This is a genomic window from Asaia platycodi JCM 25414, from assembly GCF_000614545.1.
In the GTDB taxonomy this organism is placed as follows: Bacteria; Pseudomonadota; Alphaproteobacteria; order Acetobacterales; family Acetobacteraceae; genus Asaia; species Asaia platycodi.
Genome location: NZ_BAKW01000020.1, coordinates 52,248 through 77,309 on the forward strand (window position 1 = coordinate 52,248; position 25,062 = coordinate 77,309).

Below are 25,062 nucleotides of genomic sequence, written 5' to 3' on the forward strand. Positions count from 1 at the left end.
GTCTTCATACGCGAGGCGGACAGATCATGATCGACGCATCACGAGCGGGATGTTCGCATCGTGACGGCTTGAGGCGCCGCATCAGTCCTAACCGGACTTCAGAAATCACGTCAGATCGATCTGCACGCCGAGAGCAGCGAGCTCGCTCAGACAGAGTGTATCGTCAGCTGCTATCCCGCGACAGGCTGCCCGTTTGACGACTGTCTCGAAACCCAGTTTGCGTGCATCCGATGCGGTGGCCGCCACACAGAAATCGAGCGCCAAGCCGCAGATCGTGACGTGATTGATATTGAGGCCGCGCAGAAGGGCATCGAGCCCGGTCGAATGACGCTGGTCATTATCGAAAAAGGCGGAATAGGAATCGCATGCCGGATCGAGCCCTTTGTGCACGATATGGCTCAGGCGGCTCTGATCGAAATGCGACGAAAAATCTGCGCCCTGTGTTCCGGCGACGCAATGGATTGGCCAATCTCCCCCTTGTGGCGCGAAGGAAACATGGTTCTCAGGGTGCCAGTCCCGGCTGGCAATACGCGCATCGAAGGCCTGCGTCATGAGCGCATTGACAGCAGGCAGAACAAGATCGCCGTCAGGCACGGCGAGCGTGCCCCCTGACAGAAAATCATTCTGCACGTCGATGACGAGCAGGGCGCGACGGGGCGCTGCAGGCAATGAAGAGGCCATGAGAAGAAACTCCGCGTGTCTCAGTGACCGATAACATGGCGCATGTCGTCACCGAAATGATGCAGGGCGTCTTTTGCCGACATATGTCGCCTGTGTCCGTTTTCAGCCACAATGGTGACGGTAGCGGTCATGCCTGCGGCCAGGTGCAGGTCGGGCGGCAGCTGGTCGATATGAACGCGCACAGGAATGCGCTGTGCCAGACGCACCCAGGTATAGACCGGATCGACAGACGGCAGGCCTTGGGTCGCGGTGGTGGCGTTCATGCTCGAAATGCCGCGTGTGATGCTCTCGACATGACCGAAAACCGGGTGGTGGCCACCCATCAGATCCATTCGTACCGGGTCACCGATTTCGATATTATGGATCTTGGTTTCCTCGAAATAGCCGTCCACCCAGTAGGAGGCTGAGTCGATGATCTGGATATTGACGTGTCCTGCTGTGGCGAAATCGCCGGGCCGCATCAAGAGATTGGTGACATAGCCATCCAGAGAGCTATGGACGATGGTGCGATCGAGATCGATGCGTGCCTGACGCAAGGAAGCCTCAGCCGCATCATATTGCGCACGGGCCTGAGCGGCAGCGGCAGAAAACTGCTGCTTTTCTTCCGCCGAAACCGCAACACCGGGAATGATGCGGCGACGCTGATATTGCGAAATACGGAAATCGAGATCGGCTTTTCGCTCGGCAAGGTTGGCTTCGGCGGTCGCTACCCGCACTTTGAAATCGAAGGGGTCGATGACATAAAGCACGTCGCCGCGATGCACGAATTCATTGTCATGCACACGCACGTCGATGATCTCGCCTGAAACACGCGGCGCCATATTCACCACCTGCGCGCGCACCTGACCGTTACGGGTCCAGGGGGCAGCGGTATAATAATCCCACAGAATCACGATAACGATCCCTGCAACGACGAGGATCGACAGGGTGATGAGCCATCTGATCAGGCGTGAGGCACGAGCGAGCACGATCGGGAATCTTTCACATGAGCCAGGTATAAAGCCCGAGCAGGCAGACAAGCAGGCCGAACTGGGCGAGGGGCGGATTCCAGAAAAACCGCCAGAGATTGAGCCTGCCGAAGCACCAGCGTATGAGCGCAAGCGTCAGCAACGCCAGAAAGAGATTGGCGACAAAAGCCGAGACGAGTACCCCTTCAAGATCGATCACCTCACTCACCGCGTATTTCTCCGGTCAGGGCAGTTCTGTGCGAGGGGGCTCTCATGGGGTGACGCTACCATCTTGAGCGTCCCAGCCCGAAATGCATGAGCGTCGAGCGATTATCGGCGAGTGTCGAGCGGACGGCTTCGAGGCTGCCGGCGCAGAGAATGGCGATGGCGCGTTCTCTCGGCGTCGCGTCCCGGGCGAGAGCGAGAAAGGAGGCGCTCAGTCGCGGCAGGGCGAGGGCGAGCGTCGGGAAAGATGCCGAACTCACCAGATGTCGTGCTTCGCCTGCAAGAGCGTTTAGGCACATGCATTGATCGGCCTCACGCAGATAATGCCGAACGCGTGCCAGCGTGGTGGCAAGATCTTCCAGCGTGACCAGACGATTGAAGACGTGACGATTGACCGGACGTTCGGCGCCTGCCTGCTGGCGGGGTGGGCGTGAAGCTGTTTCGTCCACGTCAGCAGCTGAACGAGGCGGTCATATTTCTGGCTGAGCAGGGCAGCTCCTGCCGGTTTGCCTCTGCCTCTGAGCTGGGATTCGAGATCCTGACCGATCGAGGTCGCAATGCGGAAGCGCCGGCTGCGCGGCGTTGGCGGAAAAAGCAGGACCAGGATGATGAAGGAGATCACGCCTGAAATCAGGTAGAAGATATTGCGCGCGATGAAGGCGAGGGGATCGTAATCCTGATGATTGCTCAACCCCAGGATGATCGGAAAAAACGCGCCGTAATTGAAGCCGATCGCACTTGTGCGTGCATTCAGAAGCATGATGCAGGCGAAAATAGTATGGGGCAGAAAGACCAGTGCCAGAGCCCCGAAGGCCGCAATATGGGGCAGAATGAGATAATTCATGATGGCAGCGACAAACACGGCCAGAGTGAGACCCAATATCGCGCCCATCCCGAATTTGGACGTGTCCAGCGCCGTCGAGGCAAGGGTGAGAATCAGCGCCGCCTGAGACAGTGCCGCCATGGAGGCAGGCTGTCCGCTCGCGATACAGAACCCGGCCGTGATCGAGAAACCAAGCAGCACCCGCAGGGCGTTGATGAAGGCGGCGACATGATCGGGGTGCTGAGCGATCTGTGCGAGTTTGAGCGCCTCGCCCGCAGGCGTGGCATATTGCAGCGTATTGATGCCAGTCGAGATATGCAGGCGATTGCTCAGAAGCACCGCTGCCCGCTCCAGATAATGCGCATCCGTGGCATCGGGATGATAATCCGGTTGTTCTTCCCGTATGGCTTCGATCAGCGAACCGACAGTCTCGAAGCGATCGCTGTGGTCCTCTCGCAACTCATGCCACGCCAGAACGTGACGCCGTGCGAGAGCGGAGACGTTTTTCGTACGCAATATATGCGCGATGGCGCGCCCTGAACCGAGCACTGTCAACATGCCGATAATCGCCAGTCGCGCCCCAGCCGTACGCCGGGTCGAGCGGTCGATTTCGGTCTTGGCATAGGTGATCTGGGCCGAGAGCGAGAGAATATCGCCTGCAAGTGCGGTGGTTTCCATCGCATCCGCTACGCTCTCGCCCTGCACGGCCTGTCGACCGAATTCGCGTATCTGGCGCGCGCGGGCTTCGAGCCCGTCGGCGAGCTTCTGCCATGCCTTGGGAGAGCCGGTGAGCATGTTCACGAAGGCGACCGACGCGATGCCGATGGCCACGCAACTCGCCCGTGAGAGGGCAACATCGAAGACATCCTGCGGCGTATCGACCACATTGATGGCGACCAGCGCGATGGTGTAGCCGGCAAGCAATGCGCCATAGGAGCGAAAATGCCGCTCCAGCGAGCCGATATAGGTGCATCCTGCAAGCCAGAGGGCGCACCCTCCGAGCATCATGCCGCGATCCTGACTGAAACAGGCGATGAGCAGGATCGAGGCTGCCCCTCCAAGCGCCGTGCCGATCAGTCGATACAGGGCTTTGGAAAGGGCCTGGCCTCGCAGGGGCTGGGTAATGATCATTACCGTGACGGCAGCACCGGCGGGCGCGTCGAGCTGCGCCCAGAAGGCCGTGGCCAGCGCCAGACAGACAGCAGCCCAGCTTCGAAGTGAAAAACCGATCCATCCGGGAGGGAAGGGTGGGTTGGGCAGATCGCCGGGGCGTGGCCACCAGCGTATGCGCGTCTCAACCCCCTCGGTCATTCGGCTCCATCCAGAAAACTGATATCCGGTTGAGGAACGCCCTGATGAGAGGTGAGGTCAAGCGCGCAACACGATTGCGTGGGTTCTGAAATCTTTTGTCAGATACGCTTCAGAAACCAGTGCCATCCCCCGGCGCCATGCGCGACACCAGAAGCTGGTTGATACGGAACCCATCCACATCGACAACCTCGAAGCGATAACCAGCGGCTTCCACCCGGTCAGCCTTGCGGGCCATGCGACGCAGACGATGCATGACGAAGCCACCAATCGTGTGAAACAGGTCGCGCTCTGCATCGAGAGCGATATCGAGTTCGCGAAAGACGTCGCCGATGGGAGCAGCGCCATCTATCAGCCAGGAATTCGCGTCGCGTCGCACGATCGCCTGCTCCTCGAACGGGCTGGCGAGCCCGTCCATGAGCGCGCCCATGATGTCCTTGAAGGTGATCAGCCCGACAACCAGTCCATACTCATTGACGATCAGCGCAAATCCTGCGCCATGCGAGTCGAATTGCGCCAGCGTATCCCATAAATTCAGTGTGTCGGGGAGGGAGAGCGTGTCGCGCCGCATGCGGAAGATCTGGTTGCTGATCGGCTGGGAGGGGTCAGCATTGGGTGGAACCTCATCGACGACCGCCACCAGAACATCCTCGGCGCGTATCGACCCGATGACATGATCGAGCCCGCCATCGCAGAGCGGATAGCGCGAATACGGACGGATACGCACCTTGTCGCGCTGGGATTCCAGACTCTCCTGCACGTCGAGAAAGACAATCTCGTCACGCGGGGTCATGGCCGAGGTAACCGACCGATCCTGCAGGGCCAGCACGTTCTGGATAAGTTGATGCTCTTTTTCCTGCAATGCGCCAGAGGCCGTCCCGGCCGCGAGCATGGCATTGAGGTCTTCCGGTGTGACCGGATCGACAACCGAGGCAGCAGGAATGCGCAGCAGGCTGAGCAGCCAGTCGGAAATGATCGAGAACACCCAGACAGCCGGATACAACACGCGCAGCGCGCCGGTCAGGAACCAGCTTACCTTGAGCGCGACCCGGTCCGGATTGTTGAGGGCGATCCGTTTTGGCAGCAGATCGGCAAAAAGCACGAAGAGCCCGGTCACGACCATGAAGGCCAGGCTCGCAGCGACCTTGCCCGCAAAGCCGGGTGTCAGCCCCGCCTCGATCAGAGCCGCGCTGAATGCCGGCGTCAGCAATTCGCTCGAAATCACACCGCCCAGCACGCCTACCGCATTGAGGCAGATTTGCAGAACGGTGATGACCTGGCCGCTATTACGCCGCAGCTTCAGGAAGGAAGCTGCGCGCGGATCACCCTGATCGGCGAGGGCACGCAGGCGGATATCGCGTGCCGCAGCGAAGGAGATCTCTGACAACGAGATGAGAATGGAGACGGCAATCGCTGCCACCATGGCCGCGAGGCCCAGAAGCAGCAACGTCACGCGCGTGGCTCCTCAAAAAAAGGGGGCTTGGAAACAGAAGCTTCAATACTAGACGCGTTGTGCTCCATATTCCAGTATCCGCGCCTTAATTCGCAGGAGGCAGGCCAGCGATTTGACGCCAGCCCGCTTCGTCGCAGGTTTCGAGGCCGAGTTCGGCGGCTTTCTTTGCTTTGGAACCGGCTTTTTCACCCAGAACCACCAGGCCGGTTTTTTTCGAAACTGAATCACTCACCTGCGCGCCTAAACGTTCTGCAACCGCCTTGGCCTCCGGACGTGTCATGCTGTGCAGCGTGCCGGTAAAAACGATGGTCTTGCCAGAGAGCGGCCCTTCTTCCGGGCGCGCCTCGGCCTCGATCGTCAATTCGCCGCGTAGATCTGTCAGTGTTGCAAGATTATGCGGTTCGGCAAAAAAGGCGAGCAGATCGGCCACGATGCTTTCGCCAATCCCCATGATGCTGCCAAGAGCCAGACGGTCATCGGAACCAATCAGACTTGCCGCTCTCATGGCGTCGAACCATGCCTCGTAAGTCTGATAATGGCGTGCAAGGAGCTGGGCATTGCGCTCACCGATACGCCTGATGCCCAGGCCGAACAGGAAGCGGCTGAACGCGATGCTGCGGCGCTGCTCAATGGCGCGCAGCAGGTTGCGGGTTGACGTCTCGCCCCAGCCTTCGCGCGCCCGGATCACAGCGGCTTTTTCGTGCAATCGGAAAATATCGCCCGGTTTGTCGATCAGGCCGATTTCATGGAATTCCCGGATGGAGCGTTCGCCCAGACCGTCGATGTCGAAGGCCTGACGCGAAACGAAGTGGATCAGCCTCTCCACCACCTGCGCCTCGCAGGTGAGTCCGCCTGTGCAACGACGCACGGCCTCGCCCTCGGGGCGCTCGGTCAGGGAGTGACAGACCGGGCAGGTTGTCGGGAAAACAAATGCCGGGCCGCGTTCCTTGTCTTCCGGCACGGGGCCGAGAATCTGCGGAATGACGTCGCCTGCCCGCTGCACACGCACCAGATCGCCCGGGCGTACATCCTTGCGGGCAATTTCGTCTTCATTATGCAAGGTGGCGCGTGAGACGATGACCCCACCCACATTGACGGGCTCAAGATGTGCGGTGGGGGTCAGGGCGCCGGTGCGGCCAACCTGGATCTCGATCTTTTCCAGCCTTGTGATGGCCTGCTCTGAGGGGAATTTCCAGGCGATGGCCCAGCGCGGCGCACGACCGGCAAAACCCAGCCGCGTCTGAAGATCGAGATCGTCGAGTTTGAAAACCACGCCATCGATATCATAGGGCAAGGAGGCCCGATCGCGCGCCAATGCCTCGATATAGGCAGGAATTTCACTGGCATGCGCAATCGCTTTGGAGAGCGGATTGACGACGAAGCCCCATCCACGCAGCTTTTCCAGATAAGCCCAATGCGTTGCGGCGCAGCGTTCGCTGGCATGGCCCTGCGCATAGGCAAAAAGCGAGAGCGGGCGTCTCGCCGTGACTGTTGGGTCGAGTTGACGCAGAGACCCAGCGGCAGCATTGCGCGGATTGGCAAAAGGCTTCTGCCCCTGCGCCAGCATTGTCTCGTTCAGGGCGAGAAAATTGGCTTTTGCCATGAAGATCTCACCGCGAATCTCGATTTCTTCCGGCGCGTTGCCGGAGAGTTCGCGCGGGACCTCGGCGATTGTGAGCAGATTGGCCGTCACATCTTCGCCGATAAGGCCATCACCGCGTGTCGTGCCGCGCAAAAGCTTGCCATGACGATAGGTTAGATTGATCGAAAGCCCGTCGATCTTGGGCTCAGCCACGAAAGCCAGAGCATCCGCCGCCTTGCTGTCGAGGCCGAGGAAGCGTGCGGCCTTGGATACGAAAGCTTCGAATTCTTCTGTCGTGAAAACATTATCGAGCGAAAGCATCGGTACACGATGGGTCTGCTTGCCGAAAGCGGAATCGGGTGCAGCCCCGACCTCGTCGAGGGCGCTGCCCCGCGCCTTGAGGTTGGGATGGGCCTCTTCGAGCGCGATCAGGGCACGTCGTGTGCTGTCATATTCCCCATCCGACACTTCTGGCGCATCGTTCTGGTGATAGGCGGCATTCCAGCGTGCGATGAGCGCGGAAAGCCGGGCATGTTCCTCGGCATGTTTCCCGGCAGTCGTGTCGTCCATTATTCCTGTTCCAAAAGACTGTCTGCGGCTGTACGGGCGGCGTCGGTAATGGTTTCACCGGCCAGCATACGCGCGATCTCTTCCCGCCGTTCTTCCGGTGAAAGTTTTTCGGCCAGCGTCTCGGTGCGTTCTTTGCGGATGCGCTTGCTGATGCGCAGATGCTGGTCGCCGCGCGCGGCCACTTGCGGGCTGTGCGTGACGACAAGAACCTGCACATCGCGCGCCACGCGATGCAGACGATCACCAATGGATGACGCCGTTGCCCCGCCAACACCGGAATCGACCTCGTCGAAAACCAGCGTCGGAATGGCAGAGCGCTCAGCAAGTACAACCTTGAGCGCGAGCATCAGACGCGACAGCTCGCCGCCCGAGGCCACTTTGGCGAGAGGGCCGGGGGGCTGGCCCGGATTGGCGGCGATGAGGAAAGACGCCTGTTCCTTGCCGCGTAGGTTCCAGGCCTCGGGTTCGAGTGGTGTCAGCGAAACGATGAACCGGGCGCGTTCCAGCCTGACCGGTTTGAGCTCGGCCATGACGGCGGTTTCGAGGCGACGGGCAGCGCGCTCGCGAATGGTGCTCAGCTTTTCGGCCTCGGCAGCGAAAACCTCACGCGCTGCCTGCGTCTCGGCCTGTAGCTGTTCTATGCGGGCATTGCCTGAATCCAGCGCATCGAGCCGGGCCTGAAGACTGGTCAGCAGCGACGCAAGCGCGTTCACTGTCACGCCATGCTTGCGACCTGCTGCGCGCAGCGCGAAAAGTCGTTCCTCCGTCTCTTCCAGCAGGCGCGGGTCGGTATCGGCGTCGGCGGCAAGACGGGAGAGCAGGGTTTCGGCCTCTGCTAGAGCCTCTTCGGCTTTTTCAAGCGCGACCAGGGCTTCCTGAGCCTGTTGCTGCTGGGCCGAGCTGGGAGCGTTCTCTTCGCCCGGTGCAGGCAGAAGCCTCGCAAGGGTGCGGCTCGCGCTGCGAAGGGCCGCGGCAGGGGCAGCAGAGCGGCGGTCGCGCGGGGTCAGCTCTGCCAGAGCCGCGGCAATGGCCTCGCCGCGCCTTTCGCCCTGCTGCAACCCGATACGCAGGGCGGCTAGCTGCTCTTCCTCGTCTTCCTGCGGTGCAAGAACGCCGAGGTCATCAACAGCCTGTCTCAACCAGTCTTCCTCGCGTCGCGTCGCTTCCATTTCCGATTGCGCGGCAGCGAGTGCCGCGGTGGCCTCTATCCAGCGGCGATAGCTGCGGGCCACGGCCTCACGCGTGGAACGTTCCACGCCAAAAGCATCGAGCAGATCGAGATGGGTTGCCTGATCGGCAAGACCCATCTGGTCATGCTGGCCCTGTATCTCGACCAGAAGGGCGGCGATGCGTCGCAGAAGCCCGACGCCGATGGCTGATCGTTGACATAGGCTCGTGAGCGCGCATCGGCCGTGACAGTGCGTCGCAGCACGACGGTTCGTGCGGGTCGTCAAGCGCGATGCCCTGCTCGGCAAGGAGCTGATGAACCGGATGCCCGTCGGGAATCTCGAAACAGGCGGAAACCGCAGCCTGATCGGCCCCTGCGCGCACAAGACCGCCACTGGCGCGGTCGCCGAGCGTGAGACCCAGAGAGTCGAGAAGAATGGATTTGCCCGCGCCGGTCTCACCCGTAAGGACCGTCAGACCCGGATGAAACGGCAGGTCGAGCCTCTCGATAAGAACCACGTCGCGTATCGAGAGGTGAGTCAGCATGAGGCGGAATCCTGAAAAATCAGCACGAAGATTTCGCTGGCGACAACGCGCGACACCAGCGGAAAGCCTTGTTTCAGATCAGAAAACCGAATGCCACACACGTCCGAAGAAGCCGCGCTTGTCAGAGCCGGGGGCCTTGCTGTTTTCGGGGAGAAGATTGCGATTGCGCAGCAGGTTATAGCTGTAACGGTACCATTGGCTATTGGGGTAGTTGTACCCGAGCACCGAAGTCGCCTTGCGGGCTTCGTCAACCATGCCGATCTCAAGATCGACTTCTACGATGCGCTCAAGCGCCTCGGCAACGTGGTTTGTCGTCTGGAAATCGGCCACGACGCGCTGATAACGTCCAAGAGCGGCTTCGTAATTATGCTGCTGCTGGTAGTATCGCCCGACGAGCATTTCCTTGCCGGCCAGATGGTCACGGCAGAGATCGATCTTGAGCTGGGCGTCACGTGCATAAGCCGTCTGCGGGAAACGGGTCACCACTTCCTCGAGCGCGTTGAGGGCTTCGACGGTTCCCTGCTGGTCGCGCTGGACCTCGGCAATCTGCTCATAATAGCAGAGCGCACGCAGATAATAGGCATAGGCAGCGTCAGGGCTGGTCGGATGCAGAAGAAGATAACGTTCGAGCTGCTGGACGGAAAGTGCATACTCGCCCTGCAGGTAGTAGGCATAGCCTTCCATCAGTTCCGCATTGCCGACATAGCCGGAATACGGATAATTCTGCTGGAGCAGTTCGAACTCGCCGCTCGCCAGCGTATAGCGCTTGGAATGCAGAGCATCGATGCCGTAATTATACAGTGTTTCGGCGCTCGCTACTTTGGGTGCCTTGACCTCTTCCTTGTTGGAAAAGATCGAGCAGCCGCTCAGGAGCAGAAAACTGCTCGCCATCATTGCGGCAACGAGACGCTGACGCTTTGGAGCAGGAGTAACGTTACGTTCTGTGTTCTGGTGCATGCCGACTCTTCCACTGACGAACGGTCTTATATCACGCCTTACCGTTCGCGGAAGACCTGGGCGCATGAGATCGTTGCGCTTACGCCGTTGCGCGCAAGGCGGGCTGCGCGACACTCTCACCACCGACAAGGCGCCAGTTTTCCGGCGAGGCGAAAAGCGCGTGCAGAAGGCGGTTATTCAGCCCATGACCCGATTTATGGCCCATGAAACCGGCTTGCAGGGTATGCCCGGCCAGATAGAGATCACCCACCGCGTCCATCAGCTTGTGACGGACGAATTCTTTCGGGTGACGTAGTCCGCACGGGTTGAGAACCGTATCGCCCTCGACAACGATTGCATTATGCAATGACCCACCGCGCGCGAGGCCCATCTTCTGCAGTGCCTCGATTTCCTTGCGTTCGACGAACGTGCGGCAAAACCCGACTTCCTGACGAAAGCGCTCCAGGGTGAGCGGCATCGCATGGCGCTGTTGACCGATCACTGAAGCGGTAAAATCGATCGACATGGCCAGAGCCATTCCCGAGCGGGCAGGGCGCAGCTCGGCATAGGCACCACTGGCATCCTCGACGCGCACGGGATGAAGCACCTCAATGACGCTGCGGGCACTCTCCAGCGCAACCGTGCCCGCGCACTGGATCAGAAAGTCGAATTCGGCTGCCGACCCGTCGAGCACCGGCGTTTCCGGCCCGTCGATCTCGATCAGGGCGTTATCGATGCCATTGGCATGAAGAGCAGCCATCAGATGCTCGATGGTGGCGATACGAATTTCCGGGGCATCGGGGTGGGCGATGACGGTGCTGAGCCTGGTGCAGACCACGTAATCATGGCGTGCTGGGATCAGTCGCGACTGCGGTAAATCGCTGCGCTTGAAGACGATGCCGTGACCGGCGGGCGCTGGATTTAGCACCATGCGCACACGTGCGCCACTATGCAGGCCGATACCGACGCAGGTGATCGACTGGTTGAGCGTGCATTGGCGCAAGAAGCGCGCGCTCGTGGAGGCAAGAGAAGAAAAACCCTGGGCGATATTGGAAAGGGGGAGAGGCACAATCGATGCTTTGAACGGTGTTTCAGCCGTGATCTGCATGATGGGAGGCTCTCCTTTAATTCCGCGACATGATGCCCGGATCGTTTGGAAAGCTGTAACCGCTTAAGGGGAGGGCAGACCAGTCAATGTTTATTGCCAAGTATTACGCTCTAAGCCCCTGAAACTGAACTGTAATTTCAGTTTCAGGTTGCAACAGAGTGCAAGGTTTTAGCGCCCCTGATCGCGACGCAGGAAGGCGGGAATGTCCAGACCGTTCTCTTCACTGCCCTCGTGGCCGGAAGAAACGCGCGGTGAGTCTTCGCGCTCGACAACGGTCGGCGCGTGACGCGGCGCCTCTTCATGCGGGGCGCTGGCCGTCGGAGCAGGGCGACCACGAAGCGCGCCTGTCACGATGCCAAACAGGCTGCGCGGCTGCGACTGGGGCTCAGGTGCGGAACGCTGGTTCTGATCAGAGAAAAGACCCGAGCGCGGCGAGGGAGCCGCTTGCGGCGCCTGTTTGGCAGCCTGAGAGGGCACGGAATGTGGCGACGGAGCCGATGACGGTGCAGCCTGACCGTCGAGAGCGTAGTGCGGCGGCTGGCGTGACACCGCTGCGTAGGTCGAGGCCGGCTGGAAGGGCGGCTGCGCACCAGGCTGGGCATTTTCAGCGCCATCGGGGGTGACAGGCGCCTGCTCGACGGTCTCGATCGGTGCTTCGACGATTTCGGGCTCGGGCGCGCGGCTGCCATCAATCCCCGTCGCGACAACCGACACGCGGATGCGGCCATTGAGGTGGAGTCGATTGCCGAGCCCAGATGATCGTCGCGTCATCGGCGACTTCCTGACGGATGCGCTCTGCGGCCTGATCAACTTCATAAAGGGTCAGATCGTCACCACCCGTGATGTTGATCAGCAGGCCGCGCGCACCGGACATGAGGAATCGTCAAGAAGCGGGTTCGAAATGGCGCGGTTCGCGGCTTCGAGAGCGCGATCTTCCCCTTCGGCCTCGCCGGTGCCCATCATCGCCTTGCCCATTTCGGCCATGACGGTGCGGATATCGGCAAAGTCGAGGTTGATCAGCCCCGGTGCCAGCATCAGATCGGTGACGCCACGCACACCCATATAGAGCACTTCATCGGCCATCTTGAACGCTTCGCGCAGAGTCGTGTGCATGGTGGCCATGCGGAACAGATTCTGGTTCGGGATGACGATCAGCGTATCGACATATTGCTGCAGCTCGGCAATACCCGCCTCGGCGACTTTCTTGCGTCGCGCGCCTTCAAAGCCGAAAGGCGTGCTGACGACGCCGACCGTGAGAATCTTGCGATCGCGCGCCATTTTCGCAATGACGGGTGCAGCTCCGGTGCCTGTGCCGCCACCCATGCCCGCCGTGACGAACACCATGTGCGCGCCATCGATATGGCGGCTGATTTCTTCTGCTGCTTCTTCTGCCGCCGCCTTGCCGATTTCAGGTTTTGCGCCTGCGCCCAGACCCTGGGTCAGATGCGGGCCAAGCTGAACGCGGCGTTCGGCGCGCGATCCGGCAAGGGCCTGCGCATCCGTATTGGCCACGACGAACTCGACGCCCTGCAGTTGCATCTCGATCATGTTGTTGACGGCGTTCATGCCGCCACCGCCGACACCGATCACGGTGATACGTGGCGAAAAATCGGAATAATTATACTGCGGTGCGGTGAGATTGAGCGTCATGGCGAAATCCGAAACAGGGCTGAAATCAGTCGCGAAAGGCAAAACGATGACTGAGGAGCATGAACTACATAGGTTACTTTTTCCTCACGCGCGACCCCTAATGAAATGCACAAGGCGCTTTAGCATGCCATTCGGTCGGGGGTCTGGAGAGTCGGCATCGTGAAAGCCGCGATCGGCGCCAGCCGCCCAGGCCAGAAGGCCCGAAGCCGTGGAAAAACCGGCCGAGTTGGCCCCGATTTCAGGCAGGCCTACAATGCCCAGAGGGCGGCCGAGCCGCACGGGACGATCCAGAATACGGGCTGCCATAGGGCCGACGCCATCGAGCAGCGAGGCCCCTCCAGTCAGCACGACGCGCTCGCGTCCGGTACGACCGAACCCGGCATCATCGAGCCTGTCGCGCACGAGTTCGAGCGTTTCCTCAATGCGAGGACGAATGGCAGAGACCAGTCTTGCGCGCGAGACGGTTGTGAGAATGCCCGTTTCCTCACCGATTTTCTGAAGCGTGATCAGCTCGCTGCTGTCTTCTGCCGAAAGCTCGGCGGCCCCGTATTTGGTCTTGAGTCGTTCGGCCTCGTCGAGCGAGGTCGAGAGCATCCCAGCGAGGTCACGCGTCACATGCAGACCGCCGACCGGCAGAAATGCCGTGTGGCGCAGCATGCCCTCGCCGAAAACAGCGATCGATGTCGTGCCGCCGCCCATATCCACCACGGTGGCGCCAAGTTCACGTTCATCCGCGTCGAGCACTGACAGCCCCGAGGCAAGCGACGCCGAGACGAGATTGGTCATTTTCAGTTCTGACCGCATGAGCACCGAGTCGAGCGTTCTTACCGCTGCGGTTGCTGCATCGACAACATGCAGGCGCGCTGTCAGTTGCTCGCAAACCTGTCCACGCGGGTCGACGATCCCATAGGTGTCGTCCACGGCGTAGCGATGGGCAGGGTATGAATGACCGTTCGCCCCTCGGTATAGGCGCGCGATTGCCCCTCTGCCACGACGCGCCCCATATCGGCCTCGCTCACCTCGCGCCCGCCGATCGGCATGCGGGCGTTGAACAGATGGCTTTCGGGATGGCCGCAGGAGAGATTGACAGCAATATTGTCCAATCGTCGGTCGGCAGCATCTTCTGCCTGTCCGACGGTCGCACGAATGGCCTGTTCCGCTTCTTTCAGATCGACGATATTGCCGTTGCGTATGCCGCGTGAACGCCGCCAGCCATAACCGAGAACGCGTAATGTGCCATCGGCTTCGCCTCGCCCGATCAGGCATGTCATTTTGGTGGATCCGATATCCAGAACCCCGAAAACACCAACCGCCAATGCCTGGGCAGGTTGGGCTCGTCTGCCGGTGGCAGCGACAGGATATGCTCTTCAGAACGTGCGTGATTGTTCTGCCGCGAACTGACCGGCAGGAGCGAGCGGCTTCTCACTGTGCGGCGGCGCTTCTTGCGTGGGGCTTCCGGGTCGGTTGGTACGAGGTCGTTCATTCTTCCGGGGCTCCATCTGCGGGGTGGGGGGAGGGGAGATGCGCCGCGCTTCCATGTGCCGCTGCGGGGCGAGAGGTCTTGTTTACGGCGGCGGGCGGTGCTGCGGCAGGCGGCGCGCCTTTATCGCCCGGAGTGCCCGACGCAGCCGCCTTGTCCGCCTGGGGCGCGTTCGGATCGGTAGTCGGCGCGGGCGTCTGATGGATGACCATCCGGTCGGGCAGACGCATGTCGATCGACACGACCGGGCGCTCCATGAGCCGGAACTGGGCCTGATATTGTGCCAGTCTCGCAAGCGCTGCCTGCTCCTGGCCTTCCGGCAGCAATACGGTCGCACCATCGCGAAGGGTGAGGTTCCAGCGTCTCTGTCCCACCCGTACGGCGGCGACCACAAAATCCTTTACCGCAGGGTTGGCTGTCAGGGCGTCGGTCAGTGTCGCCGCCGCAAGATTGGCGCCTTCACCCACGACGAGCGGCAGCTTTATGAAGGCCTGTCCGTTCTTTCCCTCCAGCCCCTGGTCGGGCACGCGCTCCCCCGCCCGGTTGATGAGAATGAACTGGCCGTGGTCCTGCCAGACGGCAATCGGGCTACGTTCGACAATCTTCACGATGACCGTGTCGGGCATGTGACGGGCAACGGTGGCGTGGTCGATAAAGGGCAGCGCATCTATACGGTCACGCGCCGCCGAAACGGAAAAGCCGAATATGGGCTGGCCGACAGAGGTGCCCAGCGCCTTGGCCAGATCTTCCTCTGGTGTCAGGTTGCGCCCTTCGATGCGTATGGTCTTGATCTGAAACGGCAGATACTGAACCAGCTTCGCCCGGTAGGGGGCGAAACGGCTTTCTGAACTCGAGAGTTTGAGCGCAGAGAAGCCGAAGCCAACCAGACCCAGCAAAACGAGCAACGCCAGAATCTGGCGCAGCCCGCGCTTGTGTCGGCGCATGAAGAGGACAAGCCTTGCCGGTCTGTCCTGCTGCACAGGGCCGCGATACGGCGTTTCTGGCCGCCTGTCTCTCATGCGGCCGATTTGCCTCGAGCCGCCAGCGCATCACGGACCAGCCAGTCGCAGAGTTCGGGGTAGCTTATCCCGCAATACGCCGCCTGTTCAGGCAGAAGCGAGGTGGCTGTCATACCGGGCTGCGTATTGACCTCAAGCAGAATGAGCCGTCCCGTTTCCTCGTCATAGCGATAATCGGCGCGTGAGGCCCCGGAGCAGCCCAGAGCCCGATGAGCGGCTTCCGCCACACGAAGGGCCTGCTCGAAAATATCGTCAGGCACCTGCGCGGGGACATGATGCACCGAGCCGCCAGGTGCGTATTTCGCATCGAAATCATAGAAATCGCCGGTCGGGGAGGCCGCGACGATATCGGTCACAGTCAGGGCGCGGTCACCGAGCACCGCCACCGTGAGTTCGCGGCCCGGAATATATTCCTCGACCAGCGCCTCTTTCCCGAATGCCCAGTTTGCCGCGATGGCCTGACGGCGATTACTGCCGGTGCGCACGATCTCGACTCCAAAAGACGAGCCCTCGGAAATCGGCTTGACCACATAGGGCGTGGGCAGTGGGTCGGCGGCGGCGAGTTCGTCCATCGTGACCACCCGGCCCGCTGCAACGGGCAGGCCAGCCGCCGCGAAAACGCGACGCGAGGCATCTTTGTCCATCGCGAGCGAAGAGGCGCGGATGGAAGAATGGGTATAGGGCAGGCCGAGCCATTCCAGCACACCCTGAATGGCGCCATCTTCACCGAGCGGCCCATGCAGCGCGTTGAACACCACGTCGGGCTTGGCATCGCGCAGCGCCTTGATGGTCTGCACCAGATCCGCACCGGCATCGACGCTCACCACATCATGGCCCGCTTCGATCAACGCCTCGGCGACACCGGCGCCGCTCCGCAGGCTCACCGGGCGTTCGCTCGAAATACCACCCTGAAGGACAGCGATTTTCAGGCTCATGGCAGTTTCCCCAGACGTTTGATTTCCCAATGCAGCGCGATGCCGCTGTGTTCCTGCACGCGTCGACGCACCTCGTCGCCAAGGGCTTCGAGATCGGTGCTCGTGGCCTCGCCCAGATTGAGCAGGAAGTTGCAGTGCTTTTCGCTCACCTGAGCGCCGCCCCGCGTCAACCCGCGACACCCGGCTTCGTCGATCAACTGCCAGGCCTTGTGGCCTTCCGGATTGCGAAAGGTCGAGCCGCCCGTGCGCGCCCGGACGGGCTGTGACGCTTCGCGCGCGGCCTTGATTTCGGCAATATGCCCGCGAATGGCCGCTGCATCGCCGGGTCTGGCGTTGAGACGCGCCCGGAGCACGATGGCCCCCTCCGGAAGCACGGCATGACGATAGGTAAAAGCGAGGGCCTCGTTGCTCAATCTCGCAATCGTGCCGTCGGGCAGAAGCATTTCCGCCCAGTCGAGCACGGCATTGATGTCCGAGCCATAAGCCCCGGCATTCATGACCACGCGCCGCCGATCGAACCGGGGATACCTGCCAGAAATTCCAACCCTGCAAGCCCGGCATTGGCGGCCTGTTCTGCCACGATCATGTCGAGCGCGGCAGCACCCGCAATGAGCCCGTCGGGCTCGATGACAATATCGGCAAACCCGCCTGCCAGACGCACGACAAGCCCCTCAATCCCGCCATCGCGTATGATGACGTTCGAGCAGGCACCAAGCACCGTGACCGGCGTGTTTGTGGGCAGGGCTGCAAGCGTCTCGGCCAGATCCTGCGCGTCCTTGGGCACGAAAAGCGCCTCGGCATTGCCGCCCGTGCGAAACCAGGCCCGTGGCCCGAGGGGCGCATCGAAGCTCAGCCTGCCGCGCGGGGTGAGGGAGCGTAGAGCTGTGCTCATGAGGATTTGCCGTTCAATGCGGCAAGCTGACCCGGCAGGGCATGCGCCCAGTTGGTGATGGTGCCCGCGCCGAGACAGACAACGAAATCGCCGGGCTTGGCGATGGCGTTGATCATCTCGGCCAGATGCTCGGGCCCCGGGAGCGGCACGACCGACCGATGGCCGCTCGCGCGCAGCCCTTCGATCAGCGAATCGCGGCTCACCCCTTCGATTGGCGCTTCACCTGCGGCATAGACATCGGTCACGATCACTGTGCCTGCATCGTTCATGCAGGTGCAGAAATCGCTGAAAAGAGCTTCGAGACGCGAATAGCGATGGGGCTGGACCACGGCGATGACATCGCGTGCGCCTGCCTGACGGGCAGCGCGCAGCACGGCGGCGATCTCGACAGGATGATGGCCGTAATCGTCGATCACCGTGATGCCGTTATAGTCGCCACAGCGCGTGAAGCGTCGCTTGACGCCACGGAACCCGGCGAGGGCGAGGCGGATGGTCTCGTCGCTGATATCCATCTCGCTGGCGACCGCAATCGCGGCCAGTGCATTCAGCACATTATGCTGGCCCAGCATGGGCAGACGGAAGGGGCCGGCGCGCCGTGTGGTCTTCTGGGTGCGGCTGGTGATGACCACCTCGAACGTGGCGCCAAGACGGTCGGTAATCATCTTGTCGGCGCGTACATCGGCCTGCGGGCTGAACCCGTAGGTGACGATGCGATGATCGGAAAGGCGCGGGATCATCTGCTGCACGGCAGGATGGTCTATGCACAGCACGGCGAAACCGTAGAATGGAATATTCGAGACGAACTGGTCATAGGCCGCCTGCATGGCTTCTGCCGTACCCCAATGGTCGAGATGCTCGGGGTCCATATTCGTGACGACGGCAATCACCGCAGGCAGACGCAGGAAGGAGCCATCGCTCTCATCGGCCTCAACCACCATCCAGTCGCCCGACCCCATGCGCGTATTGGTGCCATAGGCCTCGATAATGCCGCCATTGATCACGGTCGGATCGAGCTTTGCCTGTTCCAGCACGCAGGCGACGAGGCTGGTCGTGGTGGTCTTGCCATGTGTGCCGCCAATGGCCACGGCCCAGCGCAGGCGCATGAGTTCGGCCAGCATTTCCGCACGACGCACGACAGGGATCAGGCGAGCACGCGCGGCCAGAACTTCCGGGTTGTCTTTCTTTACCGCCGTAGAGGTCACGACAACCTGCGCCCCGCCCAGATTCGCCTCGTCATGTCCGATCGCGACCGTAATGCCCAGCTTGCGCAGGCGCAGCACATTGGCGCTTTCGCTGATATCCGAACCCTGAACCTTGTAGCCCAGCATATGCAGCACTTCGGCGATTCCAGACATGCCAATGCCGCCGATACCGACGAAATGGATGGTGCCAATGGAAAGGGGAAGTGCGCGCATGAAACAGGCTTTCAGAGAAACAGCAAAAAACAGACGTCAGTAAAAAACGCTGCGTGTCAGGAAGTGGAGGAGCGGTAATCCGAAATACGCGCTTCTACAAGATCGGCCAGCAGTCTGGCGCTGTGAGGATGGGCGAAAGCGCGTGCTGCTCTGGCGGCGGCAGTCAGGCGCTCAGGGTCGTTCAGCAGCGTGCCCAGAAATGCCGACAAGGTTTCCGGGGTCAGGGTATTCTGCCTGAACATCCAGGCGCCGCCTCATCGACGAGTTGTGTTGCATTGGCGCCCTGTTCGTCCGAGGCGGCGATAGGCAGCGGCACGAGCACCGAGGGGCGACCGGCGATGGTGAGTTCGGCAACAGACGAGCCACCGGCACGACCGATTACCAGATGCGCCTTTTTCAGAAGGCTCGCGACATCCGAGAAGAAAGGCGCCAGCGCGCAATCGATCCCGGCTTTTTCGTAAGCCGCGCGTACGTCCTCGAGATCTTTTTCATGTACCTGCTGCGTCACGTGCAGGCGCGCCCGAAATCCTGCCGGGAGCAAGGCAAGCGCCGCCGGAATGATCGTCGAGAAAATCTTCGCGCCAAGAGAGCCGCCCCAGACCAGAAGATGGATGGCGTCGCCCGGCGGCGCATAGTCTTCGTCGAGCAGGGCCTCGATTTCGGGTCGCACGGGCATGCCGGTCAGCGCGGCGCGCAGCCCGAGCGGCAGGCGGGCAACTGTGGGATAGGAAGTCGCGATGGCGGTGGCAAAACGCGCCAGCAGCGCATTGGCCTGACCGAGAACCGCATTCCCTTCATGCAGGATCACGAGCGGGCGATGCGAGCCGGTCACGAAGCGGCTACCCAAAATGGGCGGTACGGACGGATAGCCGCCAAAGCCGATGACCGCGATCGGGTTAAGCTGGCGATGCAGCGCGCGCGCGGCCCCATGCCCCGCGCAGGAGTGACGCCACGCCTCGCAGCTTGGCGGAAACGCCCTTGCCCGCAACGCCGGTGCCATCAAGCACATATTGCGGTCGATCCTTGAAAACGCCGGTCATGCGCTTGCCCGCGCGTTTGTCGGTCATGAGCACGAGGTCGTGCCCACGCGCGGCAAGTTCTGTGGCGAGCGCCTCGGCCGGGAAGAAATGTCCGCCCGTGCCTCCTGCGGCAATCACGATTGGACGGGTCATGAAGTCGGTCCTTCCCGAAGCGAGGTCCAGTGGCCCTGGCTTGCATAATTTGAACTGATCGGGCTGGCAGAAACCTGATGGCGCGTCAGGGCCAGCACCATGCCCAGCGTCAGGGCAATCGAAAGCGCGGATGAACCGCCATAGGAGATGAGCGGCAGCGTCATGCCCTTGGTCGGAATCAGATGCAGGGTCGAGCCCATATTGATGAAAGCCTGTAACCCGAAACCGGCGACCAGCCCTGCAGCAGAGGTGATGACGAACGGATCGCTCTCTCGCATCAGCTTGACGAGTGTACGCACCACGATCACGGCAAAAATGAGAATGATGAACAGGCAGATGAACAGCCCGTATTCTTCACCTGCAACGGCAAAAACGAAATCGGCATGGGCATCGGGCAGCAGATCCTTGACGCGCCCTTCGCCGGGGCCGCGCCCCATCATGCCGCCATTGCCAAAGGCCCGCATGGCAGTGTCGATCTGGTAATGGTCGCCAACATTGGGGTGAAGAAACCGCTCCACACGTGAACGCACGTGAGGAAAGGCCACGAACGCGCCCGCAAAGGCGGCGACCATGGCGCCTACACCGGCGCCCACGAAAATGATTGGCAGGCCATTCACGAAAAGCTGGATGAAGAACACCATGGTGATGACCGACAACATGCCGATATCGGGCTGCGATTTGAGCAGAAGCAGGATCAGCCCGAAACAGCCGAAAGCGATCAGCATGCCGGGAAAGCGGATCGACCCCATGATCACGCGTCGGCGCTGCTCGGCCAGAAGCCAACCCGTGACGACGGCAAAAAACGGCTTGAGAAATTCCGAGGCTGAACCGACATCATGGGAAGCGCAATCCAGCGTCGTGCGCCCTTGATTTCGACACCATGCACCAGCGTCATGAACGTGGCGGCGAGTGCGATGACGCCACCGATCAAGGCCAGGCGTTTGACCGCCGGACGAGAGAGCGACGACACCACCAGCACCACGGCGCCCGCCAGAAGCAGGAAGATCACCTGCTTGAGAATGAACATCTCGCGTGAGGCACCGATACGCACGGCCACGGCGGGACTGGCCGCGAGCATGAGAATGTAACCGAAAGCGATCAGGATCCCGACGCAGCAGAGCGTGACGCGATCGATATTGCGCCACCATCGCCCAATTCTGGACGTATCGACACGTGAGAGCCCTGCCATATTCCCCTAATCCTTCTGGCCCCTCGGATCAGGGCGCTTCTGAATCGCGTAGACGAGTCAGGATATCGACAAACCGTGCGCCTCGCGCCTCAAAACTTGCGAACTGGTCGAAGCTTGCGCAGGCAGGCGAAAGCAGAACGACTGGTGCAGCGAGCGCCTTTGCCGCGGCAAGGCCCGCGACGGTCGCAGCTTCGAGTGTGCTGCAATTCTCGACGGCCACGTGATGGTCTTTCAGGGTCTTCTCAAGAACCGGCGCGTCACGCCCGATGAGCAGGGCCTGGGCGATGCGTCCGAAAAGCGGTGTCAGCGCCTCGATGCCGCCCGATTTGGCGGTGCCACCTGCAATCCAGATCACCTTGTCGTAACAGAGCAGCGCCTTTTGGGCTGCTTCGGCATTGGTCGCTTTGCTGTCATTGATGAAGCGGATGCCATCGATCACACCGGCCAAAGCCTGACGGTGCGGCAGACCTGGATAGCTACGAAGCCTTCGGCAATAGCGCGTTCATCGAGCCGAGATGCCGGGCCATGGCGGTGGCAGCGAGCGCATTTTGCAGATTATGCGCGCCCGGCAGAGTCGGCGCTTCACGCATCGGGGCTGCGATGGAAGTGACGGATTCCTCGTCATTGATCGAGAGCGCTGCGACCGTGAGGCCCTGTGCTGCATAATCCTGTGCAATCGCCCGGCAATGATCATCGTCGATGCTGATCACCGCGAGATCGGCGCTGGTCATGTTGTCGAACACGTGACGCTTGGCGGCGGCATAGCCTGCCATATCGCCATGACGATCGAGATGGTCCGGTGTCAGATTGAGCAGACAGGCCGTATCGGCGTGAAAAGAACTCAGCCGTTCCAGCATGTAGGACGACATCTCGATCACATACACGCCGTCATCGGGCAGAAGCGGCAAGGCGAGCGAGGCCGTTCCGAGATTGCCGCCCGCAGCAACCGGTCGCCCGGCTTTTTCGAGCATGTGGCCAGAAGTGCCGTAGTGGTCGATTTGCCATTCGTGCCGGTTATGGCTGCGAAACGGGCCTTTGACCCGGCGCGGCGCACTGCCTGGAACAGAATTTCTGCATCCGACAAAATGGGCACATCCGCGTCTCGTGCCCTGACGGCTACCGGATGCGGGGCTGGCAGTACGTGCGGAATGCCTGGCGAGAGAATGAGCGCGTCCAAGCCTGCAAGCGTCTCGATAGGAGCCGCGGTAAAGCGTGGCTGAGCCGGGTCGGCTTCAGGTGGATTTTTGTCGTCCCAGGCCTGCACCTCGGCGCCCATGGCGAGAAGGGCCTTGACCACAGCGCTGCCATTACGGCCCAGACCCGCCACGGCAAATCGCGATCCGGCAAACAGATCGGTAGGAAAGGTGCAATCCGTCATCTCAGCGCAGCTTCAGTGTGGCGAGGCCAGCCAGACCGAGCAGGATCGAGACAATCCAGAATCGGATGACGATCTTGGGTTCCTGCCAGCCCTTCTTTTCGAAATGATGATGCAGCGGTGCCATCAGGAAGACGCGCCGCTTGGTGCGCTTGTACCAGAAGACCTGAATCACGACAGAGAGGGTTTCGACCACGAACAGCCCGCCCACGATGCACAGCACCAGCTCATGCTTGACAGCCACCGCCACGGCGCCCAGCGCCCCACCAAGCGAGAGTGAGCCTGTATCGCCCATGAAAACATCGGCAGGCGTTGCATTGAACCAGAGAAAACCGAGCCCGGCGCCGATCAGTGCGGCGCAGAAAACCGCGAGTTCTCCCGTGCCAGGCACGAGATGCAGTTGCAGATAATCGGCAAAAACGCGATTGCCGACCAGATAGGCAATCAGCGCGAATACAAGGGCCGCGATCACCACAGGCACGATGGCCAGACCGTCGAGCCCGTCAGTGAAATTCACTGCGTTGCCGAACCCCGTCATGGTGAGCATCGCGAAAAGCGGAAAGGCGAAACCGAGCGGCAGAAGAAAGTCTTTCACGAAGGGAAAGGCCACCATATTGCGCAGTTCCGGCGGCATCAGGCTTTCCATCCAGTATCCGGCAATCAGCGACGCGGCGAACTCGCTCCCCAGACGGGCGCGTTTGGAGAAACCAGCCGTATTGCGCTTGGAGAGCTTGAGATAATCATCGGCAAAACCGACCGCACCGAATGCCGCGGTAACGAACATGACGGCCCAGACGAAGCCATTGGTCAGATCGGCCCAGAGCAGGGTGGACACGAAAAGCGCGATCAGGATCAGCATTCCGCCCATGGTGGGGGTGCCGGCCTTTTCGAGAATATGCCGCTCTGGGCCGAGCGTGCGTATGGGTTGCCCCTCACGCTGGATGCGTTTGAGCTGGGCGATGAACGGACGCCCGAAAACCAGCGAAATGACAAAAGCCGTCAGACAGGCTCCGCCAGAGCGGAAGGTCAGATAATGGAAGAGATTGAAGAAACCGCCATGGGTCGTGTCGTGAATGGCGATAAGATTATACAGCATCAGCCTTTCGCGCCCCCGGCAAGAAGAGGGGCGACAATGTCGCGCATGCGACTGCCAAGACTGCCTTTTACGAGAACCACGTCACCGGCTTTCAGATTGGATTGGACGATGGGGGCGAGAGATGCCGCGTCTGCTTGCCAGACGCCACGTTTTTCTTCTGCAAGAGCGTTAAAAACATGGCGCATATGCGGGCAACAGCAAAACACCAGATCGGCATGGGCCATCAGATCGGGCACGAGAGACAGATGCTCGCTTTCGGCGAAGTCACCCAGCTCGCGGATATCTCCCAGAACCGCGATTCGGCGTGTGCCCGGCACGAGCGAGAGCGTCTCCAGCGCAGCGCGTATGGAGAGCACCGAGGCGTTGTAGCTCTCATCGAGCAGGGAGCAGTGCCGTCCAGAATGGGCTGGATCTGCCCCCGGCCGGCGCCGGGGCGCCAATGGGTGAGGGCCGTGATGGCGGCATCGAGAGGCAGGTCGAAAGCACGAAGCGTGGCGAGCGTGAGCGCGGCGTTACGCGCAAGATGCGCGCCCGGCGCACGCAGTACTATATTCAGCCCGTCAAAGCGGAAATGCGATCCGTCAGGCGTGATGGTGAGGTCGGTCAGCCTGTAATCGGCGCCTTTGGAAAGTCCGACGCGGGTGAGACGCGCACCGGATCTGGCCGCTGCATGCGCGAAGATGGCATCCATGCCGGTATCGTCAGGCACGACCGCCACGCCGCCTTCGGGCAGGGCCGCGATCAGATCTGATTTCTCTTCGGCGATGGCGTCGAGGCTGCCCATATAGCCGAGATGCGAACTGCCGATCGTGGTGACGACTGCAACATCGGGGCGTACCATGGCAGCGAGCGGCGCGATTTCGCCGCGGTGATTCATGCCGATTTCTGCCATGCAATAGGCAGTGTCACGGGGCATTCGGGCAAGCGTGAGCGGCACGCCCCAATGATTGTTGTAAGAGGCGATGGCCGCATGGGTCGGGCCGAGCGCCGAAAAGGCGCATTGCAGCATGTTCTTGGTGGTGGTCTTGCCGACCGAGCCGGTCACCCCGACCATCCTGCCTGAAAATCGTGCGCGTGCCGCATGACCGAGGGCCTGCAAACCGGCCATGGTATCGGCCACATGCAGCAGGCGCGGGTCAGTGCCCGCGTGAGCCTGATGCACCATGACGCAGGCGGCGCCCTTGTCTAGGGCCGTCGCAATATGGGCGTGGCCGTCGCTGTTTTCACCGACAAGCGCGATGAATAGATCGCCCGGCTCAAGGCTGCGGGTGTCGATTGAAATGCCGCTCACCGAAAGCTCGGCGTCGAGACGTCCCTGTGTTGCTTCGCGCAGTTCGGCGCTGGACCAGAGGCCGTTCATGCGGCAACTCCCGCCAACTCACGGATGACGGCACGGTCGTCGAAGGGCGTGGTCACGCCTGCGACGGTCTGGCCGCTCTCATGGCCCTTGCCTGCCACGACCACCACATCGCCCGCACGCGCCTCGGCAAGGG

General features: G+C 61.3%; 13 protein-coding genes and 8 pseudogenes. All 21 read right to left on the reverse strand.

The window, feature by feature from the left end; genetic code table 11:
* Positions 1 to 105: 105 nt before the first annotated feature.
* Positions 106 to 681, reverse strand: coding sequence for a nicotinamidase (locus JCM25414_RS13555; protein WP_035443493.1), 576 nt, complete (start codon positions 679 to 681; stop codon positions 106 to 108).
* A gap of 20 nt (positions 682 to 701) precedes the next feature.
* Positions 702 to 1,649 (reverse strand): HlyD family efflux transporter periplasmic adaptor subunit, encoded by a 948-nt coding sequence (locus tag JCM25414_RS13560; RefSeq protein WP_025841985.1) that lies wholly within the window; start codon positions 1,647 to 1,649, stop codon positions 702 to 704.
* Positions 1,650 to 1,662: 13 nt separating this feature from the next.
* Positions 1,663 to 1,857, reverse strand: a complete 195-nt coding sequence (locus JCM25414_RS13565; RefSeq protein WP_025841986.1) for a DUF1656 domain-containing protein — start codon at positions 1,855 to 1,857, stop codon at positions 1,663 to 1,665.
* Positions 1,858 to 1,912: 55 nt separating this feature from the next.
* Positions 1,913 to 2,113 carry a hypothetical protein gene (locus JCM25414_RS25340; RefSeq protein ID WP_242403584.1) on the reverse strand — a complete coding sequence of 67 codons (201 nt, stop codon included), beginning with the start codon at positions 2,111 to 2,113 and terminating at the stop codon, positions 1,913 to 1,915.
* A 29-nt stretch (positions 2,114 to 2,142) separates the two neighbouring features.
* A complete protein-coding gene (locus JCM25414_RS20480; RefSeq protein WP_242403585.1) occupies positions 2,143 to 3,987 on the reverse strand; it encodes an FUSC family protein in 1,845 nt (614 codons plus the stop codon).
* A gap of 109 nt (positions 3,988 to 4,096) precedes the next feature.
* Positions 4,097 to 5,407: a hemolysin family protein gene (locus JCM25414_RS13575; RefSeq protein ID WP_051535897.1), complete on the reverse strand. Its 1,311-nt coding sequence runs from the start codon at positions 5,405 to 5,407 to the stop codon at positions 4,097 to 4,099.
* A gap of 115 nt (positions 5,408 to 5,522) precedes the next feature.
* Positions 5,523 to 7,589, reverse strand: coding sequence for an NAD-dependent DNA ligase LigA (ligA, locus tag JCM25414_RS13580; RefSeq protein WP_025841988.1), 2,067 nt, complete (start codon positions 7,587 to 7,589; stop codon positions 5,523 to 5,525).
* Positions 7,589 to 9,302 (reverse strand): annotated as a pseudogene (gene recN, locus JCM25414_RS20485) (DNA repair protein RecN). Before recN ends, ligA begins: the two are co-directional and overlap by 1 nt.
* A gap of 78 nt (positions 9,303 to 9,380) precedes the next feature.
* Positions 9,381 to 10,196, reverse strand: a complete 816-nt coding sequence (locus tag JCM25414_RS20490) for an outer membrane protein assembly factor BamD (protein WP_408734894.1) — start codon at positions 10,194 to 10,196, stop codon at positions 9,381 to 9,383.
* 142 nt (positions 10,197 to 10,338) lie between these two features.
* Positions 10,339 to 11,346 (reverse strand): UDP-3-O-acyl-N-acetylglucosamine deacetylase, encoded by a 1,008-nt coding sequence (lpxC, locus tag JCM25414_RS13595; RefSeq protein ID WP_025841989.1) that lies wholly within the window; start codon positions 11,344 to 11,346, stop codon positions 10,339 to 10,341.
* 168 nt (positions 11,347 to 11,514) lie between these two features.
* A pseudogene (gene ftsZ / locus JCM25414_RS20495) lies at positions 11,515 to 12,996 on the reverse strand (cell division protein FtsZ).
* A gap of 84 nt (positions 12,997 to 13,080) precedes the next feature.
* Positions 13,081 to 14,479 (reverse strand): annotated as a pseudogene (gene ftsA / locus JCM25414_RS20500) (cell division protein FtsA).
* Positions 14,476 to 15,420: a cell division protein FtsQ/DivIB gene (locus JCM25414_RS22605; protein WP_242403586.1), complete on the reverse strand. Its 945-nt coding sequence runs from the start codon at positions 15,418 to 15,420 to the stop codon at positions 14,476 to 14,478. Before JCM25414_RS22605 ends, ftsA begins: the two are co-directional and overlap by 4 nt.
* A 71-nt stretch (positions 15,421 to 15,491) precedes the next feature.
* Positions 15,492 to 16,430, reverse strand: a complete 939-nt coding sequence (locus JCM25414_RS13615; RefSeq protein WP_025841990.1) for a D-alanine--D-alanine ligase — start codon at positions 16,428 to 16,430, stop codon at positions 15,492 to 15,494.
* Positions 16,427 to 17,322 (reverse strand): annotated as a pseudogene (gene murB, locus JCM25414_RS20510) (UDP-N-acetylmuramate dehydrogenase). Before murB ends, JCM25414_RS13615 begins: the two are co-directional and overlap by 4 nt.
* Positions 17,319 to 18,737, reverse strand: a complete 1,419-nt coding sequence (gene murC, locus JCM25414_RS13625) for a UDP-N-acetylmuramate--L-alanine ligase (protein WP_025841991.1) — start codon at positions 18,735 to 18,737, stop codon at positions 17,319 to 17,321. The pseudogene murB and the gene murC overlap by 4 nt, the downstream one beginning before the upstream one ends.
* A 56-nt stretch (positions 18,738 to 18,793) precedes the next feature.
* Positions 18,794 to 19,909 (reverse strand): annotated as a pseudogene (gene murG, locus JCM25414_RS20515) (undecaprenyldiphospho-muramoylpentapeptide beta-N-acetylglucosaminyltransferase).
* Positions 19,906 to 21,098 (reverse strand): annotated as a pseudogene (locus JCM25414_RS20520) (FtsW/RodA/SpoVE family cell cycle protein). Before JCM25414_RS20520 ends, murG begins: the two co-directional pseudogenes overlap by 4 nt.
* 28 nt (positions 21,099 to 21,126) lie before the next feature.
* Positions 21,127 to 22,476 (reverse strand): annotated as a pseudogene (gene murD / locus JCM25414_RS20525) (UDP-N-acetylmuramoyl-L-alanine--D-glutamate ligase).
* 1 nt (position 22,477) lies between these two features.
* On the reverse strand, positions 22,478 to 23,569 hold the full coding sequence (gene mraY, locus JCM25414_RS13655) for a phospho-N-acetylmuramoyl-pentapeptide-transferase (protein WP_025841995.1): 1,092 nt from the start codon (positions 23,567 to 23,569) through the stop codon (positions 22,478 to 22,480).
* Positions 23,569 to 24,929 (reverse strand): annotated as a pseudogene (locus JCM25414_RS20530) (UDP-N-acetylmuramoyl-tripeptide--D-alanyl-D-alanine ligase). Before JCM25414_RS20530 ends, mraY begins: the two are co-directional and overlap by 1 nt.
* Between the last annotated feature and the right edge of the window lie 133 nt (positions 24,930 to 25,062).

Bases quoted from the DNA above. Each gene is read 5' to 3' on its own strand.
- JCM25414_RS13555 (WP_035443493.1), bottom strand. From the start codon at position 681: ATGGCCTCTTCATTGCCTGCAGCGCCCCGTCGCGCCCTGCTCGTCATC.
- JCM25414_RS20480 (WP_242403585.1), bottom strand. From the start codon at position 3,987: ATGACCGAGGGGGTTGAGACGCGCATACGCTGGTGGCCACGCCCCGGC.
- JCM25414_RS13575 (WP_051535897.1), bottom strand. From the start codon at position 5,407: ATGGTGGCAGCGATTGCCGTCTCCATTCTCATCTCGTTGTCAGAGATC.
- ligA (WP_025841988.1), bottom strand. From the start codon at position 7,589: ATGGACGACACGACTGCCGGGAAACATGCCGAGGAACATGCCCGGCTT.
- JCM25414_RS20490 (WP_408734894.1), bottom strand. From the start codon at position 10,196: ATGATGGCGAGCAGTTTTCTGCTCCTGAGCGGCTGCTCGATCTTTTCC.
- lpxC (WP_025841989.1), bottom strand. From the start codon at position 11,346: ATGCAGATCACGGCTGAAACACCGTTCAAAGCATCGATTGTGCCTCTC.
- JCM25414_RS22605 (WP_242403586.1), bottom strand. From the start codon at position 15,420: ATGCGCCGACACAAGCGCGGGCTGCGCCAGATTCTGGCGTTGCTCGTT.
- JCM25414_RS13615 (WP_025841990.1), bottom strand. From the start codon at position 16,430: ATGAGCCTGAAAATCGCTGTCCTTCAGGGTGGTATTTCGAGCGAACGC.
- murC (WP_025841991.1), bottom strand. From the start codon at position 18,737: ATGCGCGCACTTCCCCTTTCCATTGGCACCATCCATTTCGTCGGTATC.
- mraY (WP_025841995.1), bottom strand. From the start codon at position 23,569: ATGCTGTATAATCTTATCGCCATTCACGACACGACCCATGGCGGTTTC.